18 protein-coding genes and 1 pseudogene are annotated in these 15,807 nt (G+C 42.4%); 5 read left to right on the forward strand and 14 right to left on the reverse strand.

Features of this window, described 5'->3' with window-relative positions:
- Window positions 1-548: 548 nt before the first annotated feature.
- From V7K69_RS23370 to V7K69_RS23380, 3 genes are all read left to right on the forward strand, one after another.
- The gene (locus V7K69_RS23370; protein ID WP_174710394.1) at window positions 549-725 is read left to right on the forward strand and encodes a CopG family transcriptional regulator; all 177 of its coding nucleotides are present in this window, start codon (window positions 549-551) and stop codon (window positions 723-725) included.
- A gap of 274 nt (window positions 726-999) precedes the next feature.
- The gene (gene zds / locus V7K69_RS23375) at window positions 1,000-2,439 is read left to right on the forward strand and encodes a 9,9'-di-cis-zeta-carotene desaturase (RefSeq protein ID WP_335038711.1); all 1,440 of its coding nucleotides are present in this window, start codon (window positions 1,000-1,002) and stop codon (window positions 2,437-2,439) included.
- A gap of 33 nt (window positions 2,440-2,472) precedes the next feature.
- Window positions 2,473-2,916: an SRPBCC family protein gene (locus V7K69_RS23380; RefSeq protein WP_163938433.1), complete on the forward strand. Its 444-nt coding sequence runs from the start codon at window positions 2,473-2,475 to the stop codon at window positions 2,914-2,916.
- A gap of 36 nt (window positions 2,917-2,952) precedes the next feature.
- On the opposite strand, the pseudogene V7K69_RS23385 reads toward V7K69_RS23380, so the two are convergent.
- The 6 genes and pseudogenes from V7K69_RS23385 to V7K69_RS23410 all read right to left on the reverse strand — a co-directional run bounded on the left by V7K69_RS23385 (window position 2,953) and on the right by V7K69_RS23410 (window position 6,530).
- A pseudogene (locus tag V7K69_RS23385) lies at window positions 2,953-3,170 on the reverse strand (type II toxin-antitoxin system HicB family antitoxin).
- A gap of 160 nt (window positions 3,171-3,330) precedes the next feature.
- On the reverse strand, window positions 3,331-3,642 hold the full coding sequence (locus V7K69_RS23390) for a HigA family addiction module antitoxin (protein WP_335038714.1): 312 nt from the start codon (window positions 3,640-3,642) through the stop codon (window positions 3,331-3,333).
- Window positions 3,643-3,707: 65 nt separating this feature from the next.
- Window positions 3,708-3,956 (reverse strand): type II toxin-antitoxin system RelE/ParE family toxin, encoded by a 249-nt coding sequence (locus tag V7K69_RS23395; protein WP_335038716.1) that lies wholly within the window; start codon window positions 3,954-3,956, stop codon window positions 3,708-3,710.
- A 112-nt stretch (window positions 3,957-4,068) separates the two neighbouring features.
- Window positions 4,069-4,305 carry a 2Fe-2S iron-sulfur cluster-binding protein gene (locus V7K69_RS23400; protein ID WP_335038717.1) on the reverse strand — a complete coding sequence of 79 codons (237 nt, stop codon included), beginning with the start codon at window positions 4,303-4,305 and terminating at the stop codon, window positions 4,069-4,071.
- A gap of 109 nt (window positions 4,306-4,414) precedes the next feature.
- Entirely contained in the window at window positions 4,415-5,899 is a 1,485-nt protein-coding gene (gene cobQ, locus V7K69_RS23405; protein ID WP_335038720.1) for a cobyric acid synthase CobQ, read from the reverse strand.
- Between the two features lie 226 nt (window positions 5,900-6,125).
- On the reverse strand, window positions 6,126-6,530 hold the full coding sequence (locus V7K69_RS23410; protein ID WP_335038722.1) for an Npun_F0494 family protein: 405 nt from the start codon (window positions 6,528-6,530) through the stop codon (window positions 6,126-6,128).
- Window positions 6,531-6,724: 194 nt separating this feature from the next.
- Here V7K69_RS23410 and V7K69_RS23415 point away from each other — a divergent pair, with 194 nt between their 5' ends.
- Window positions 6,725-7,162 carry a peroxiredoxin gene (locus tag V7K69_RS23415; protein WP_335038724.1) on the forward strand — a complete coding sequence of 146 codons (438 nt, stop codon included), beginning with the start codon at window positions 6,725-6,727 and terminating at the stop codon, window positions 7,160-7,162.
- Window positions 7,163-7,240: 78 nt separating this feature from the next.
- Here V7K69_RS23415 and V7K69_RS23420 read toward each other — a convergent pair whose 3' ends face one another.
- From V7K69_RS23420 to V7K69_RS23440, 5 genes are all read right to left on the reverse strand, one after another.
- Window positions 7,241-7,639, reverse strand: coding sequence for a hypothetical protein (locus V7K69_RS23420; RefSeq protein ID WP_335038726.1), 399 nt, complete (start codon window positions 7,637-7,639; stop codon window positions 7,241-7,243).
- A 36-nt stretch (window positions 7,640-7,675) separates the two neighbouring features.
- Window positions 7,676-8,566 (reverse strand): ABC transporter permease, encoded by an 891-nt coding sequence (locus V7K69_RS23425; RefSeq protein WP_185586160.1) that lies wholly within the window; start codon window positions 8,564-8,566, stop codon window positions 7,676-7,678.
- 145 nt (window positions 8,567-8,711) lie between these two features.
- Entirely contained in the window at window positions 8,712-9,731 is a 1,020-nt protein-coding gene (locus V7K69_RS23430) for an ABC transporter ATP-binding protein (RefSeq protein WP_335038728.1), read from the reverse strand.
- Window positions 9,732-9,871: 140 nt separating this feature from the next.
- Window positions 9,872-10,849: a choice-of-anchor A family protein gene (locus V7K69_RS23435; protein WP_335038730.1), complete on the reverse strand. Its 978-nt coding sequence runs from the start codon at window positions 10,847-10,849 to the stop codon at window positions 9,872-9,874.
- 193 nt (window positions 10,850-11,042) lie between these two features.
- Window positions 11,043-12,557, reverse strand: a complete 1,515-nt coding sequence (locus V7K69_RS23440; RefSeq protein ID WP_335038732.1) for an aminotransferase class I/II-fold pyridoxal phosphate-dependent enzyme — start codon at window positions 12,555-12,557, stop codon at window positions 11,043-11,045.
- A 640-nt stretch (window positions 12,558-13,197) separates the two neighbouring features.
- On the opposite strand from V7K69_RS23440, the gene V7K69_RS23445 reads away from it, so the two are divergent.
- Window positions 13,198-13,905, forward strand: a complete 708-nt coding sequence (locus tag V7K69_RS23445; RefSeq protein WP_335038734.1) for a M15 family metallopeptidase — start codon at window positions 13,198-13,200, stop codon at window positions 13,903-13,905.
- Between the two features lie 226 nt (window positions 13,906-14,131).
- Here the strand turns inward: V7K69_RS23445 and V7K69_RS23450 are convergent, their stop codons facing one another.
- From V7K69_RS23450 to V7K69_RS23460, 3 genes are all read right to left on the reverse strand, one after another.
- Window positions 14,132-14,605, reverse strand: coding sequence for a TspO/MBR family protein (locus V7K69_RS23450; protein ID WP_335038736.1), 474 nt, complete (start codon window positions 14,603-14,605; stop codon window positions 14,132-14,134).
- A 90-nt stretch (window positions 14,606-14,695) separates the two neighbouring features.
- On the reverse strand, window positions 14,696-15,169 hold the full coding sequence (locus tag V7K69_RS23455) for a TspO/MBR family protein (RefSeq protein WP_335038738.1): 474 nt from the start codon (window positions 15,167-15,169) through the stop codon (window positions 14,696-14,698).
- 126 nt (window positions 15,170-15,295) lie between these two features.
- Complete coding sequence (locus V7K69_RS23460; protein ID WP_335038740.1) at window positions 15,296-15,547, reverse strand: hypothetical protein; 252 nt, start codon at window positions 15,545-15,547, stop codon at window positions 15,296-15,298.
- Between the last annotated feature and the right edge of the window lie 260 nt (window positions 15,548-15,807).

The following is a 15,807-nucleotide window of genomic DNA, read 5'->3' on the forward strand; positions in this document are numbered from 1 at the left end:
GCTTATTGGCTACAGCAATGGGTACAGATGGATGTTTGCTCTAGAGCGATCGCTTATTTGCCTACTTTTAAGTGATTATTTCCGAGTTGTATATCTCGCCTTAAGCCGCCTGTAAGACACAATTTCAGCCTGACAATGATTCTAAAGCCTGATTTTCATTGGTTATACCAGATGTTCTCACCAAGTAGGTTTGGCAAACTTGGTGAAGATATAAGGTCGAATTATTTCGATAGAGAATAATTTTGCAAATCTTGATTGAGTCAACATTCGGTATCTCAAATTCATTTATAGAAGTTTATTGTCAGGCTTTACTGATGCTGTTAGTAGGATTATCCTCCTCAGAAGGAACTATGTGCTGTTTTTGCTGTCAAAATAGTAACAAATAAAGTGTAGTTTTTTGATTTGTTTAGAAAATTATGAATCCTTTGACAAAACGACAATTTTTAATATTAATGGTATTACTTGTTTCCTGAGACAAATTCTGATAATCTTATCGGTTCCCTCTTTAATTTAGACTCTTTCGACAATCTAGATATACAGCAGATAGCATGATAATGACAAATAAAAAATGGGCCGTTAAACGCATAACAGTTAATCTCGCAACGCAGGAAGCGGAAAAACTAGAAAAATATTGCCAACAAACAGGTAGACCAGCAACTGATGTGATTCGCGAACTGATTAGAAGTTTGCCTGTCTCCGACGATGGCAAAGATGTAAACAAGTAAGAACATACTTTCACTACTTACTAGATAACTGCTTTGCCACCAAAAACATAGCTCTGATACTTTTTTGGGTGCGCCGCAATGGACAATAATTTGTCTAGCTGATACAGGCGCGTTTTGCCCGCGTCTGTTCAATTACGGGGACTAAAAGAAGTAATTGAAGAGGTTTTAGTATCAACATTGCTTGCCTTAATATGCTGGTAGAGTTGATATTAAGTAACAAATTCCGACACCAACCCAGTTACAATCTGTAAAGAAACTGAAAAGGAACGACGGAATGCGTGTTGCAATCGTAGGTGCGGGACTTGCTGGACTAGCAACCGCAGTGGATCTAGCTGATGCTGGTTGTGAAATAGAGATTTTTGAGTCTCGTCCGTTTGTGGGTGGTAAAGTCGGCAGTTGGGTTGATGGAGATGGCAACCATCTAGAAATGGGGTTGCATGTATTTTTCGGGTGCTACTACCAACTATTTGACTTGATGAAGAAAGTGGGGGTGTTAGAGAACTTACGCCTCAAGGAACATACCCACACTTTTATTAATAAAGGGGGGCGCACTGGTGGTTTGGATTTTCGTTTCTTTACAGGTGCGCCTTTCAATGGCTTAAAGGCATTTTTCACGACTTCCCAACTATCGTTGCAGGATAAGTTGCAAAATGCGATCGCTTTGGGTACTAGTCCCATAGTTCGCGGATTGGTAGACTTTAACGGGGCGATGAAAACCATCCGTAACTTGGATAAAATTAGCTTTGCCGATTGGTTTCGCAGTCATGGTGGGAGTAATGGCAGCATTAAGCGGTTATGGAACCCCATTGCTTACGCATTGGGATTTATTGATTGCGAAAATATGTCTGCCCGTTGTATGTTAACCATATTCCAGTTATTTGCAGTCAGAACTGAAGCTTCAGTTCTCCGAATGTTGGAAGGTTCTCCATCTGAGTATTTGCATAAGCCCATTTTGGAATATTTAGAAGCCAGAGGCACTAAAGTTTATACACGTCGGCAAGTACGCGAAATTCAGTTTATAGAGTCAAACGAACAAACCTGCGTCACTGGTATAGCAGTTGCCCAAGGTGATGCAGTCGAAACTATCACTGCTGATGCTTACGTTTTTGCCTGTGATGTTCCAGGAATTCAACGCATCCTACCTCAGGAATGGCGTAAGTGGTCAGAATTTGACAATATTTACAAACTGGATGCAGTACCAGTGGCTACAGTGCAGTTACGCTTCGATGGTTGGGTAACAGAACTCAACGATGGAGAGCAACGTAAACAGCTAAATCACGCGGCTGGAATTGATAATTTACTCTACACAGCCGATGCTGACTTTTCTTGTTTTGCGGATTTAGCGTTAACTAGCCCTGCTGATTATTATCGCCCAGGACAAGGGTCTTTGTTACAACTAGTGCTTACACCAGGAGATCCGTTTATTGCACAGAGTAATGAAGCGATCGCCCACCATGTCCTCAAGCAAGTCCATGAACTGTTTCCCTCGTCGCGGGAGCTAAATATGACTTGGTATAGTGTAGTAAAACTTGCTCAGTCTCTCTACCGAGAAGCGCCAGGAATGGATGCGTATCGTCCCAACCAAAAAACACCAGTAGATAATTTCTTCCTTGCAGGGAGTTATACTCAGCAAGATTATATTGACAGCATGGAAGGTGCTACTATTTCTGGACGGCGGGCGGCAAAAGTGATTTTGGAGAGTTTGAAGAAATAACTAACCGCGAAGGGCGCAAAGGAAGAAAAGAGAATGTCAGATTGGTTAGAGCATACTGTACAGGTAGAAGTAGAGGCTCCCATAGATTTAGTATGGAGCCTCTGGTCTGATTTGGAGCAAATGCCCCGGTGGATGAAGTGGATTGATTCGGTGAAAATTCCGCCAGATAATCCTGATATATCTCTTTGGAAATTAAAGACCGGCAGTCTAGAATTTAATTGGCAATCCCGAATTCTCAAAGTTATTCCCAACCAAATTATCCAATGGGAATCGATTGATGGTTTGCCTAATCAGGGAGCGATTCGCTTTTACGATCGCCACAATAGTAGCATTGTTAAAATGAGTATTTCCTATGCTATCCCCGGTATTATTGGCAAAATTATGGATAACTTGTTTTTGGGACGGATAGTTGAATCGACGATTCAAGCTGATTTGGAAAGGTTTAAAGAATATGCGCTCAATGTTAAAGCTAATTGATATTGTTCAGCACTAGTTACCACCTACTCAATTGCATTAACGTATTCTACTTACTGTTGGTTCTGGAAGTGGATCACCTACAGCTTCGTAAGCAATAACTAGAGACTCTAAGCTTCAATTCCATTTACCACAGCTAACTCATAAGTATCCCCATGAGTCCGCCAACGTTGTCCTGGAAAATCAGGAAATCCGACTAAGAAGCAATCATCTTCATCAGACTATTGAATAATCATTTGGTACTTAAGCTTACTCATCTTTTTCTTTCCCTTTTACTTCCTCAATTGCCTGTCTCACTTCCTTCTATTAGTAGCGTTTAGCATCTGCTCCGTCTTTACCTGAAATCGTGATTTTTCCACAGGGGATTAAGGAGGGTCTATTCGATTTACGCAAGAGGTCTATTGATTAGATTTTTGTTTATGCCTTGACTTGTTTTAACTCAGGTAATATCCGGGGTGAAATAGTAGCCTGAATTTCTTCACCCATTTTTTGTTCAGCTAGTCTAAGCTCATAATTTTTTTGTAAATTCATCCATAATTCAGCACCAGTACCAAACCATTGCCCTAATCGTAATGCCGTGTCAGCAGTAATTGCCCGTTCACCATTAATTATTTCAGTAATCCGGTTTGTTGGTACATGAAGGATACGTGCTAACTCACTTGCGCTTATCTGCAATTCGTGAAGCTCATCAGCAAGAATTTTCCCAGGATGGATAGGTGGTCGTGCCATTTTTCTCTCCTTTAAGAATGATAGTCTGTAATTTCTATGTTGAAAAGTTTAGATTCTTCATCTGCCTAATTGAAACAAATTCGCCATTGCTTATTTATCCGAATGCTATATTGACCTTTTCGATCGCCTTCTAAAGACTCAAAATGGTTGCTCGGTAGTTTCATAAGAGATTCTTTGCTAGTAGCGGCTTCTAATATATCAAGTCGTTTATATGCTTGATCTGTAAAAGCCTGAAACTCTTTTACTCTCTCACCTAAAGCAAACCGCTCCGTCCTTTTATCTTTAAACTTAGGATATTTGTCTGACGGAGACATAAATTACTAATGGTAGATATTATGCGTTACGTAACTCATAATTTAATATATTAACGATAGCACAATTAATATCCGCATAGCATATCAGTCCTTCAGAGTAACAGGGCTGACATTACCAAGTTGGGTCACTAAACAAATTAATCGTCAATTCCTCACGTAGCGGTACTGCGGTGATACAAGCGCGGATGATCTCTCCATCCTCTAATTCGACGGTGCAAGCGTGACAAGACCCCATTAGACAACCGGTGGGAATAAATACTCCAGCCCGGTCTGCTACATCCAAAATGGCTTCTCCCACTTCGGCATCTACTGTCACATCATCTGGTAAAAAGTGGACACGAACAATCATTAGATAATAATTCGTAATTCGTAATTGGGACACACTCAAAGTAGTTTTTATTGCTTTACCCTGATGTGCAAACAATAGATCCTTTTTAAATTTCCGATCAGAGCCTAGTTTAAGACAAAAATGGACTTAAGTCTAAGTGGCTTTCTACTTCAGTAGCTAAGGAATCCAAAATCTGCTCCCGCTGTTCTCGGTAGTTAGCAACACCCGTGGGCAAAGATTTTAAACCGCGCTGTTGACGGAGGCGATTTAACCAAGCGCGTCGCCAAGGGCCGTTATCAAAAAGCCCGTGGAGGTAACTTCCCCACACTGATTGACAACTATCCACTAATCCTAAATTAATATCGTCAAATAGGGCATGGTAGGATTGAGGATCTATTCCTTGCTGCTCAATGCGCGATCGCCCTTGATGAATTTCAAAGCCATTAACTGGTAAGCCCTGCTGTGGATAATTTGAGCTAACTTGGCGCTGGCGGGCGATCTTTTGTCCGGTAATTACGGTTCTAATTGGTAAAAGATTTAACCCTTGAAATCTGCCAGCTTGTCCTTCTATCCCTTCTGGATCGGCGATGATTTGACCGAGCATTTGATAGCCACCGCAGATACCTAAAACGGTTCCGCCAGAAGCAGCATAGTGTTGAATAGCTTCTGCCATACCGCTTTTTTGCAGCAGCAGTAAATCAGCAATTGTGGTCTTTGTACCTGGGATAATTACGGCATCAGGGTGTCCTAAATCTTGCTTAGGGCTTAAGTATTTTACCGAAACTGTGCTTTCTGATTCCAGTGGGTCAAAGTCAGTGAAATTGGCAATTCTAGGTAAGCGGATGACGGCAATGTTGAGGTCTGTTTGGGCTTTACTTGACGACGATTGACGCTCTAGCAAATCCAGGGAGTCTTCGGTCGAAAACACTTCTTGCAAGTAGGGTATTACACCAACAACAGGAATACCTGTGCGTTCTTCTAACCATTTTATTCCCGAATCTAAGAGCGATCGCTGTCCTCGAAATTTGTTAATTACTACACCCTTAATTAGAGCGCGTTCATCTGGTTCCAATAACTCTAAGGTTCCTATCACATGGGCAAAAGCACCACCCCGATCGATATCAACTACTAACATCGTTGGCGCATTCAAATATTTTGCCACCCGCATATTAGTTAAATCGCGGTGCTTGAGGTTAATCTCTGCTGGACTACCGGCACCTTCACAAACCACCAAGTCAAATTCTGTTCCTAAATGCTGTAGCGATTCTTCAATTGTCCGCCACCCCAGTTCAAAATATTGCTCGTAGTAATCTGAGGCACTTACTTTCCCTACAGACCTACCTTTGATAATTACTTGGGAGGTCATATCCCCTTGAGGTTTGAGTAAAATTGGGTTCATTTCTACCCAAGGCACAACTCCCGCAGCCCAAGCTTGCACTGCTTGGGCATAGCCAATTTCTCCACCACTGGCAGTAACATAAGCATTTAAAGCCATATTTTGACCTTTAAAGGGAGCCACCCGCCAGCCACGCCGCGACAGAATGCGACAAATAGCTGTAGTTAAAAGTGATTTCCCTGCGTGGGATGTTGTCCCCACCACCATAATTGATTTCATAGTTGTTATTAGTTAGTTTTTCAAGATACTAGGGAATTGGGCATTGGAAATTGGGAATTGGGGAGAATAGCATTACTTTTTTCCCCCTGTCCCCTACTCCTTAATCCCTTCTCTCTGTACAATGCCCATTGTTCCACCACATTGTAAAGACTTCATGAACAGATGTGATGTTTCCGTATATATTATTCCCTTTGATTGCGTAATCCTAACTCTTGGGTTTTTTATTCTAAAAAGGTATCCGCAACCAACGAATCACAGCATCGAATAAGCGATCGCGCCATGAAGGTGTCCGCCAGTTTTTTCCGTGGTATTGTTCCACCAACTGGCGACCCAAGGGAGTGAGGCGAAAACTATCTGTAATTCCCTGTCCATCGACTTCTCGCCGCAATACTCCCACTTGGATTAGCCAGCCCAAGGCGTTATCACAGGCTAATTCTGATAAAGGGCGCTTGGTATAGCCCTGTTTGAGTCCATTTTCCAGAGCGATCGCAGTTACTGAAACACTCTGGTGTCCCATGACTTCAAATAAAGATAAATTGAAGGGCGAACACACTAGCGATCGCTCGGCTCTTTCTACTGTGCTTTGAGGATAGATAAAAATATTTGGGTTTTGGGAATCAGCAGCAGCCATTTTGTTGGGGGTAAAATTTTTCTTCTGATAAAGATTAATTTAAGAATATATTTTTTCTTGTACTATATACCTCATTTAACCAAAATTAGTTACCTAAAGTATAGTTATGCTATTTTTTAGTAATTATATTTAATGATTATAAATTAATGTAAAATTTCAAGTGCATCAACAATCTGAAACAGGAAAGGTTAATTATGCCTCTAGCAGTTGGTACGGATGCACCTGCATTTACCGCCAAAGATACAAACGGCAACACAGTCTCGTTATCTGACTTTGCTGGAAAGACCGTAGTTTTGTATTTTTACCCCAAAGATGATACGCCAGGCTGCACCAAACAAGCCTGTAGTTTTCGAGATGCCCAGGCTCAATATCAAGGTAAAGATATTGTTATCTTGGGAGTCAGTGCAGATGATGAAGTGTCTCATCAAGCATTCACCCAAAAATATGATTTGAATTTTCCCCTACTGGCTGACTCCGACAAATCGCTCATCACAGCTTTCGATGTGGATGGCGGTGGTTATGCCAAGCGCGTCACCTACGTAATTGACCCCAACGGCAAAATTACCCATGTTGACACTAGTGTAAATACCACCACCCATGCTAGCGATGTTTTGGCTGTGCTTGGGCTGTAGTTTTTTACCTAATAACTAAGGATTTTTTAAATAGTCTCAGCCCCAAGCCTCTAGAGGCTTGGGGTTCTTTGCTTGAATTCAGTTACCTGATTGTGGTGTAACCGATGGCGGCGTAGCTGATGGTAGTGTAAACGATGGCAAACTGGGGCTTGCTTGCTGTTGTTCACCTCGAATTAGTTTTTGTTGCCTTGCTTTAAAGGCTGCTGCGGCTGAGTCTAGTTGTTCGTTCTGTTGGTCAGAATTCCAGTTGAGAGTCCCAAAATTTGCCCGATGAATCAGGTCAAACATATTGAAATTGTCTGCGTTTGAACGAGAGAACGGATCGGTATTTTGGTCTGTTGTACTATTACTAGGAAAAGAATCTGCTGGGCTGCTGACTTGAGCCGAACTTGGTTGAGCCATGAGCAAGGAAGCAAAGCTAATGCCTGCTACGGTAGCTACAAAGAGTCTAGGAATTTGTAAAAATGGTTTTTTCATGGGATTTTGACCCTAAAACTGCTCTATTTTATCCCTTTAAGCAAGAGTCCGCCGTAGTTGGGGTTGAATACTCAGTAAAGCGACAACGGCGAAGCCAAACAATACCAGCAACGCTCCCCCAAAGGTAACATCACCCCAAGGAGCCTGCATAACTACACTACTTAGTCCCCAACTACTGTGGAGATACAGATAGCGAATGGGTTCGATCGCATAGCTAAGAGGATTCAGGGTAGCGATAACCTGTAACCACTGAGGCATAAACGATAGAGGAGCCAAAGCAGTACTAGCGAACAATAATGGTAGATTGGTGACGAAAATCACTGCAATCAGTTCAATGTGTCCGGGTAGGGCGAAAGCTAAACCGAGGGAGATGGCTGTTACGCCTAAAGCTAGGAGGAAGACAATGAGAGCGATCGCACTTAAACCAACTGCATCGGGTAGTCCAGCGCCCAAGAACGCCGCCGCCGCTACAATCACGGCTGCTTGCAGCAAACTCTGGCTAATGATAAAGATTGCCGAAGCAAAGACAATGGAAAACCGCGATGCTAAAGGTGCTACCAGCAAACGATTCAAAAAGCCGAACTCGCGGTCAAACATTACAGGTAAACCAGCATTCAGCGCCCCAGCAAAGGCTGTAAACACAATAATACCCGCAGCTAAAAATTGTCCGTAATTTGTTGTTGTATTGCCAAATATACCCTTGGGGGCATTTTGGAACAAAGCACCAAACAGTATCAACCACATGACTGGCTGAATAATTCCGGCAACCAAAGACGAGGGACGGCGTTGCAACTGAATAAACAAGCGACGAGTTAAAGCCAACGTCTCTTGTACTAATTCACCGAAAAAGCTAGGTGCAGCATTAACATCTGCTGGTGGCGATGCTAATGACTGCCAATTGATATCAGATTTAGGAGTAACGCTCATAGAAATTGGGAATTGGGGATTGGGAATTGGGAATTGGGTATGAATAAGAGACAAGGTAGACAAGGAAGAGGGGGGAGACAAGGGAGAGATTTGTTCAATAATTTCCCCTTACCTCCCCTGCCCCCCTGCACCCTGCCCCCTGCCCCTATCTCATAAGCTGCTTTTTCTCAGCTTTGGGATCGCGAGTGGCAACGGCTGCCAGTTCTGCATCCATTAGGGTGCGTCCTGTAGCGGCGAGATAAACGTCATCGAGGCTGGGGCGGGATTGGGCAATACCAAATATGGGCAAGCCAGCAGTATTCAGCGCTTGCTGTATGTTAATGAGAACATCGTTTTGAGGTGTCACCACTAAGTTGAGGGAATTACCTTGAGCGCTGTTGATAATGACTTCTTGGACAAAGGGCAAAGTTTGCAAGAGGTTTTTGGCTTTTTCTGCTTCCTCACTGGGGGAAAACTCGCGGATTCGCAAGGTGATGCGATCGCCCCCGACTTGATCTTTTAATTGTGAAGGTGTCCCAGAGGCAATTACCACGCCCCGATCTATAATTGCCACGCGATCGGCTAAAGCGTCAATTTCTTCTAGGTAATGGCTGGTAATTACTACCGTCGTCCCAGAGGCGCGTAATTTTCGCAGGAAATCCCACACCACAAAGCGGGTTTCTATATCAAGTCCTACAGTTGGCTCATCCAATACCAGAACATCTGGTGCATGGAGCAACCCAGCAGCCAAGTCTAGGCGCTTGCGTAAACCGCCAGAATAGGTTCCTGTCTTTTTATTGGCGTATTCTTGCAAACCGAGTAAATCTAATACTGTCTCAATGCGCTGTTTGGCTACTGCGCGTGGAAGGTGATAAAGTGCTGCTTGCAATTGCAGCAGTTCTTTTCCAGTTAGCACCTTATCTATAGCTACTTCCTGAGCAACATAGCCTAGTCGTTGCCTTGCCACCCTCGGATTATCTAACACAGAGATGCCAGATACTTCGATTTTGCCAGCATCCGGTGTGGTCAGCGTACACAAGGCACGCAAGGTAGTAGTTTTCCCAGCACCGTTGGGGCCAAGTAAACCAAAGATTTCTCCCGGCTCTACCTGAAAGGAAACATCTTGGACGGCAACCACTGTACCGTAACGTTTTTGCAGATTCTGAATTAAAACGGCGGGAGCCATGACAGCTTTTCCCCAACTATACAAATCTCAATAAAGTCTATCCTTATTGTAGAAGGTAGGGAGCAAGGAAATAGCGCATGAGCGAAAATCTCTAAACAAGTTCGCGTCATGCGCTATGCTGCCAAAAATTTCTGATTATTTTAGCAAGCTGCTTGATTGCGTTTGTAGCGAAATAAACCAAATGCTACAGCAATTAATCCTAAACCTGGAACATTTGCCGGTTCTGGAACCTGAGTACGGGTGGGAGGCTTAGGCGGAGTGTAATACCTAGTTGGGACATCTGGTAGATCGCCATTAAACAAATAGTTGTGAGACTCACCATTTCCTGTCAAAGAAGCTACTACTACGTTGCCGTTAACTTGACCGTTATTGAAATTGAAATTAGCCAAAGGAGCAAGAATACTACCTTGGATACCAATTCCACTGGCGGTTAGGTTTGTTGCTTCATAGAAGTTGTAGATCACCTTTTGTTTATCTGTGCCAAGGATATTGAAGCCAAAGTTTTGCAGCGACACATCCTTACCACTGATATTGACAACAATAGTAGAATTTGCATCGCCCTTAATTTCAAAATAGTTTGTCTTGGAGACATCTGAGCCAGCAAGATTAAAAACATTGAAGGCAGTACCACTACCACTAAGGTTAATAGCCCCCCAAGATTGAACTGTTGTTTTACCAGTAGGAGTTAAGGTTGCCAAATATTGAGATAGCCCTCGCAATTCTTTCCCTGCTTCATTGAAGTCGATGGGATTACCCTTGGTGAGAGTTCCCTGGGGAAATCCCACATTGCTGGACACATTGGCGCTACCTCCATAAACAGCATTACCGTGGTAGACTTGACCGTTGCTGAGAGTTAAATTTTTTCCAGCTACGACTACATTACCGCTATTGCCAGAAAGTCTGCTTCCGAGTCCGCCGACGAAATTCACGTTACCACCAGCAGCAAGTTTTCCTTCAATATCTGTATATTTTTGAGTGATATCTCCCAAAACAAATACATTGTAATCAGAGGCAGCGCCTAACTCAACTGCATTCGCTCTTGCCGAGAAACTCAGCGTTAGAGTGAATACAATCGGGGCTGCTACTAATCCCCAAATATAATAGATTTTTGATTTCATTTTTTGGTTTATTAATCATCAATCTTATCCTATGGTTATAAATCAAAGATGACATTAGCCTGCGAACTATTTTCATAAAAGTTTCATAGCTGTAGAATTACTGTGTATTTTTGCTTAAATACCCTTGAAACTGCATATTTACCGTTACCTGATAACTTAAAATTTAATCACCAAGAATACAGTAATTAGGATGTTATTTCACCACTTTCAAAGTTTTGAAAGTGGTGTCAGTGCAACCACTAATAAATCCCCCCATTGCTTGAATTTTCTGCAAGTAATTAATAACTGGTTTAGTAACGATTTCTCCCGGCATTAACACAGGAATGCCTGGGGGATAGGGACAGACGATTTCAGCGCAAATGCGATCGCTTGTTTCTGCTAAAGGCAATGTTTCACTGACAGCAAAAAAGGCTTCACGGGGAGAAAAATGTAGAGTATATTCCTGTGTAGTTAAAAGATTTTGCCCATTAGGATTTGTAACAGTCAAGTTGGTTCGGCGATATTCTTTAGCAAGAGTGGTAAAACCTTGCACTAATTGCTTGATATCGGCTGGGGTATTGCCCAAACTAATGATAAAGGTGATATGTTGCAGTGAAGCGAATTCAGCAGTGACAGCAAATTTTTCATCTAGAATTTCATCTGCTTCAAATCCGGTTAAGCCTAAATCAGAAACAGTGACAGTTAAGCGCGTTTCGTCTAAAGCCATAAAGCCAGGAGATCCCACCAAACCACCTAGAGAAGAAGATCCCCCCAACCCCCCTTCATAAGGGGGGCTAAGAATTTGTAAGACGGATAATCCAGGAATTTGACTGATTTTTGTTCTAGCTTCATTGGCAAGTTGCAATGTGCGAGACATCAGCATTTTTCCGTGGAGTGCCATTTGTTGACGCGCTGCATCTAAAGAAGCTAAAAGTAAATAACTAGGACTGGTAGATTGTACGAGTTGTAAAGCTTTACTGATGCGGTCGCCATCTATCCTATTACCTTGGATATGCAGCATCGATGCCTGTGTCATTGCACCAAGTACTTTGTGGATGGATTGTACAGTTAAATCTGCACCTGCGGCTAAAGCGGAAGGGGGTAATTCTGGATGAAAGGCAAAGTGTGCGCCGTGTGCCTCATCTACGAGTAAAGGGATATTGTATTGATGGGTAATATTGGCGATCGCACTTAAATCTCCACATACGCCGTAATATGTTGGGTAAACTGTCAACACTGCTTTAGCGTCGGGATGTTGTTGGAGTGCAGATTCTACAGCATTGGGCGTGATGCTGTGGGCAATATCTAAAACTGGATCGTATTCAGGATTGAGAAAAATTGGTATTGCACCGGAGAGAATTAAACCAGCGATCGCAGAAGAATGCACATTGCGAGGCAAAATGATTTTATCGCCCGTACCACAGGTAGCAAGAATTGCTGCTTCAATTCCACAGGTAGAACCGTTGACAAGAAACCATGTTTGCGAAGCGCCAAAAGCTTCTGCTGCTAGTTGTTGCGCTGCTTGAATAACGCCTTGGGGTGCAAACAAATTATCTAAATCTGCTAGTTCGGTTAAATCAGCACGAAATACAGCTTTACCAAGTAAATCAGCCAAAGGTTGAGGAATTCCCTCACCTAGTTTATGCCCTGGGGTATAAAAAGGTGCATGAGGTCTTGCTGCATTGTCTTTTAAGGCATTTAATAAGGGTGTTTGGTTTTGATTGAGCATTTTTGAAAAAACGAACCCTCAATGATAAAATTTAAAGTCATTCATAGACTAATACAGTTAAGATAAGCCCAAAACACTTGTAGAGACGGCGATTTATCGCGTCTCGAAAACCGAAAATTGTTGCCAGTAGCCTTTAACTGAACCATATTTACAGCAGTTCCGGCTGTTATGAGGTACAGTAGCAGCAATTAGCAAACCAGTTTCTTAAATGTTGAGAATTTATTAAGTCGAGTGCAACTGATATTAGTTTATAGCGGTTCTCAGTTGAGTTAGGTACAATAACCCCCACCCCACCCTATCTCGAAAACCAAAGCTGTTTCATTCCCTCAAAGGCTCAAAAAATACTTGTGTTCTGAACGAAAAGGCTCGTGTTCTGGACGAAAAGATTTGTGTGTACACCGTAGATTCTTCGAGAGGGGGCTATGATGTACCTTATGTGATTAGGAAAGGCTATATAACTCTGTATACGTAGCAGATTATTAGCGTTTACCCTTTGGAAAAAAAGTTTTTGGTTTACTGTTTAGGATTGAGAAAAATTGGTATTGCACGCAGAAGCGCAAAGGACACAGAGAAAGAAGAGACTCGTTACGCAGAATGATATGCTTGCGTTAAAATCCGTAAGTCCTGTGTAGCTGACTAGATGAGACCTTATCATCAAATCCCAATTTTCGAGTGTGGTGAACCACTAATAGAGATTCCTTTAGAATTGTTTGCGGTGGAATCTCCCCATCCTTATGAAAAATTAGGTGCGCCCTATGGTAAACACTCCCCTTATTATCTCCGTCAAAGCGTTATTGAAAATTTGATCCAAGCGCAAAATTATCTTGAAGTTTTGCATCCTAACTGGCGGATTCAAATCTTTGATGCTTATCGCCCAGTAGCAGTTCAGCAGTTTATGGTAGATTACAGCTTCACTCAAGCAGTGCAGGATAGGGGATTAACTAATGTGGAGTTATCCCCAAACCAACGTCAAGAAGTTTGGGAAGCGGTTTATGCAATTTGGGCTGCACCAAGTTTGGATGAAAAAACTCCGCCTCCTCACAGTACAGGTGCGGCGGTGGATGTGACTTTAATAGATGATATTGGGCAAATAGTAAATATGGGTTCGCCCATTGATGAAATGTCAGAGCGATCGCATCCCGATTATTATGCCAATAATGACGACCCAGAAGCACAAAACTATCATGCTCACCGCCAGCTATTGCAAGATGTCATGTTAAAAGCAGGGTTTCAACGCAATCCTAGAGAATGGTGGCATTTTTCTATTGGCGATCAAATGTGGGCTTGGCTGAATAATCAATCTAATCCAGCCAATCCTGTCACAGCACGTTATGGCCGTATTGCATAGATGCGTTATCACAAAAAAATTCAGAAGTCAGAATTCAGAATAACCTTTCAGGGAAGCAAGCTACAGAATTGAATTGGAGTCTGACTGGCGGACTTACTCAATCTAACGCTGAATAAATGGTGAAACTAAATGCTAAATCTTTCTTGCGGAATCCATAAGGAATAAATAAGCGTTCATCCCACACTTTCTTCTTCTGACTACTGAATTCAGACTACTGAATACTTCTTCAAGCATCTAGAGGATTTAACTCTTTTAACTCGTCGGTAGTGTAAGTACCAATAGGAGTCCAAATTAGATAGGGAAGGAGTAACAGCGCCGCCATTAGAGAAATCGGCAAAATGCAGATTGCGAGGACAACGCCTGAAATCAAACCAACTAATCCAAGGATTTCTCCAGCTTTGAGGCTGCGAAATCTCAGCATTATAGGTATGTAGGCGACGGTAATAATTTCCACCAAGATGTACAAAGCCATTAGTAGCCAAGTAATTGGGCTTCCGGGATTTTTTTCCCAGACAACATAAGCTGAAGCTGCACCGCAAACAAAAATTACAGTCCAGATAATTGGAATCAATGGCTCAAAAACTAGCCAACGCGGGCGACTTAAATTTGCAAACCATTTAACATCACGCGGCGTAATCAAGAAACTACCAAGGGCGATAAAGAAAGTTACAGCCCCAATTATTATCCAAGATGGAATCATAATGACCTCAAGCTTTGTGTATTTTGTCAAGTCATACACTGCAAGTTTGACAATTTAGGGCATAGCTTTAATCATTCGTTGGTGCGAACTTTAGGCATCTTGAGGATTGAGACCGATCATCTGCCAAGTGGTATAAGTACCAATGGGACTCCAAAGCAAATAAGGAACTAATAGCAATGCTGCCCAACCAGAAATACCTAAGATCGCAAGTATCAATAAAGCGCTAATGATAAAACCTGTACCACCGAGAATTGTGCCCACTTTCAGACTGCGAAGCCGAAACATTACAGGAGTATATGCAATGGTCACAATTTCTAACAGCAAGTATAAACCCATAATTAACCAGGTTGAGTTGCTTCCTGGGTCTTTTTCCCAGACAATATAAGCTGACCAAGCACCGCAAATAAATATTACAGTCCAGATAATTGGAATCGCGCCCTCAAAAGTTAGCCATCTTGGTCGTTGTAAGCGCTTGAACCATTGGCGATCGCTAGGCGTAATCACGTTAGCAGCTAAAGCAACCAAGAAAGCCACGCCCCCAATCACCATCCAAGATTTAATCATGCCCGTTAGTCCTTTACAAGCGCTATCTATCGCTTAATATCACTCTTTATAGTGTGATTTTGTCAATTTAATTGCTAATTCTTCATCGTCCCTGAGTTTGAAACTTTGCCATCGTTTGGCTGGACTTTAAATTATGGCATTGCGAAGAGGCAGAAGGGAAAGAGGTAATTTTTCTCCCCCCTTACTCCCTGCCTTATTTATTCCCCAGGATGTTGAAGTGATTATGTCTAAAGATGGGGATGACTGGGCGATCGCTTGCAGTGCCTCTACTGGCAATTGTCCCCAAACCTGATGAAAACTCAGCCAATTTTGACAATCTTCAACAACCTTGTCATCAGCAGTCACATCATCTGTGAGCAACGGCAATGGTTGTTCCACAATTGCCGCCACAGGTTGAGTTTAAAAGGTTGCAATAGATTCTGTTTCCTAATTCAAGCCTTGCTGAATGGACAGATGAATGTATTTATTTAGAGACAATTTGATACCTCATACCAATTTGATGTGAAGTTGCACATATCTTGATCCCCCTAAATCCCCCTTAAAAAGCAGGGTGGTTTCATACAACGAGAGAAAAATAATAATGATTTGTATAGGGTGGAAATAAATGGATAGCTAACAAGTATGAATCTCGTCGAACA

The organism is Nostoc sp. (assembly GCF_036917775.1).
GTDB lineage: Bacteria > Cyanobacteriota > Cyanobacteriia > Cyanobacteriales > Nostocaceae > Nostoc.

Coding starts and splice junctions, on each gene's coding strand:
- V7K69_RS23445 (WP_335038734.1), top strand. CDS start 13,198: ATGAGACCTTATCATCAAATCCCAATTTTCGAGTGTGGTGAACCACTA.
- V7K69_RS23370 (WP_174710394.1), top strand. CDS start 549: ATGATAATGACAAATAAAAAATGGGCCGTTAAACGCATAACAGTTAAT.
- V7K69_RS23400 (WP_335038717.1), bottom strand. CDS start 4,305: ATGATTGTTCGTGTCCACTTTTTACCAGATGATGTGACAGTAGATGCC.
- V7K69_RS23390 (WP_335038714.1), bottom strand. CDS start 3,642: ATGGCACGACCACCTATCCATCCTGGGAAAATTCTTGCTGATGAGCTT.
- V7K69_RS23420 (WP_335038726.1), bottom strand. CDS start 7,639: ATGAAAAAACCATTTTTACAAATTCCTAGACTCTTTGTAGCTACCGTA.
- V7K69_RS23425 (WP_185586160.1), bottom strand. CDS start 8,566: ATGAGCGTTACTCCTAAATCTGATATCAATTGGCAGTCATTAGCATCG.
- V7K69_RS23410 (WP_335038722.1), bottom strand. CDS start 6,530: ATGGCTGCTGCTGATTCCCAAAACCCAAATATTTTTATCTATCCTCAA.
- V7K69_RS23435 (WP_335038730.1), bottom strand. CDS start 10,849: ATGAAATCAAAAATCTATTATATTTGGGGATTAGTAGCAGCCCCGATT.
- zds (WP_335038711.1), top strand. CDS start 1,000: ATGCGTGTTGCAATCGTAGGTGCGGGACTTGCTGGACTAGCAACCGCA.
- V7K69_RS23395 (WP_335038716.1), bottom strand. CDS start 3,956: ATGTCTCCGTCAGACAAATATCCTAAGTTTAAAGATAAAAGGACGGAG.
- cobQ (WP_335038720.1), bottom strand. CDS start 5,899: ATGAAATCAATTATGGTGGTGGGGACAACATCCCACGCAGGGAAATCA.
- V7K69_RS23450 (WP_335038736.1), bottom strand. CDS start 14,605: ATGATTCCATCTTGGATAATAATTGGGGCTGTAACTTTCTTTATCGCC.
- V7K69_RS23430 (WP_335038728.1), bottom strand. CDS start 9,731: ATGGCTCCCGCCGTTTTAATTCAGAATCTGCAAAAACGTTACGGTACA.
- V7K69_RS23440 (WP_335038732.1), bottom strand. CDS start 12,557: ATGCTCAATCAAAACCAAACACCCTTATTAAATGCCTTAAAAGACAAT.
- V7K69_RS23380 (WP_163938433.1), top strand. CDS start 2,473: ATGTCAGATTGGTTAGAGCATACTGTACAGGTAGAAGTAGAGGCTCCC.
- V7K69_RS23415 (WP_335038724.1), top strand. CDS start 6,725: ATGCCTCTAGCAGTTGGTACGGATGCACCTGCATTTACCGCCAAAGAT.
- V7K69_RS23455 (WP_335038738.1), bottom strand. CDS start 15,169: ATGATTAAATCTTGGATGGTGATTGGGGGCGTGGCTTTCTTGGTTGCT.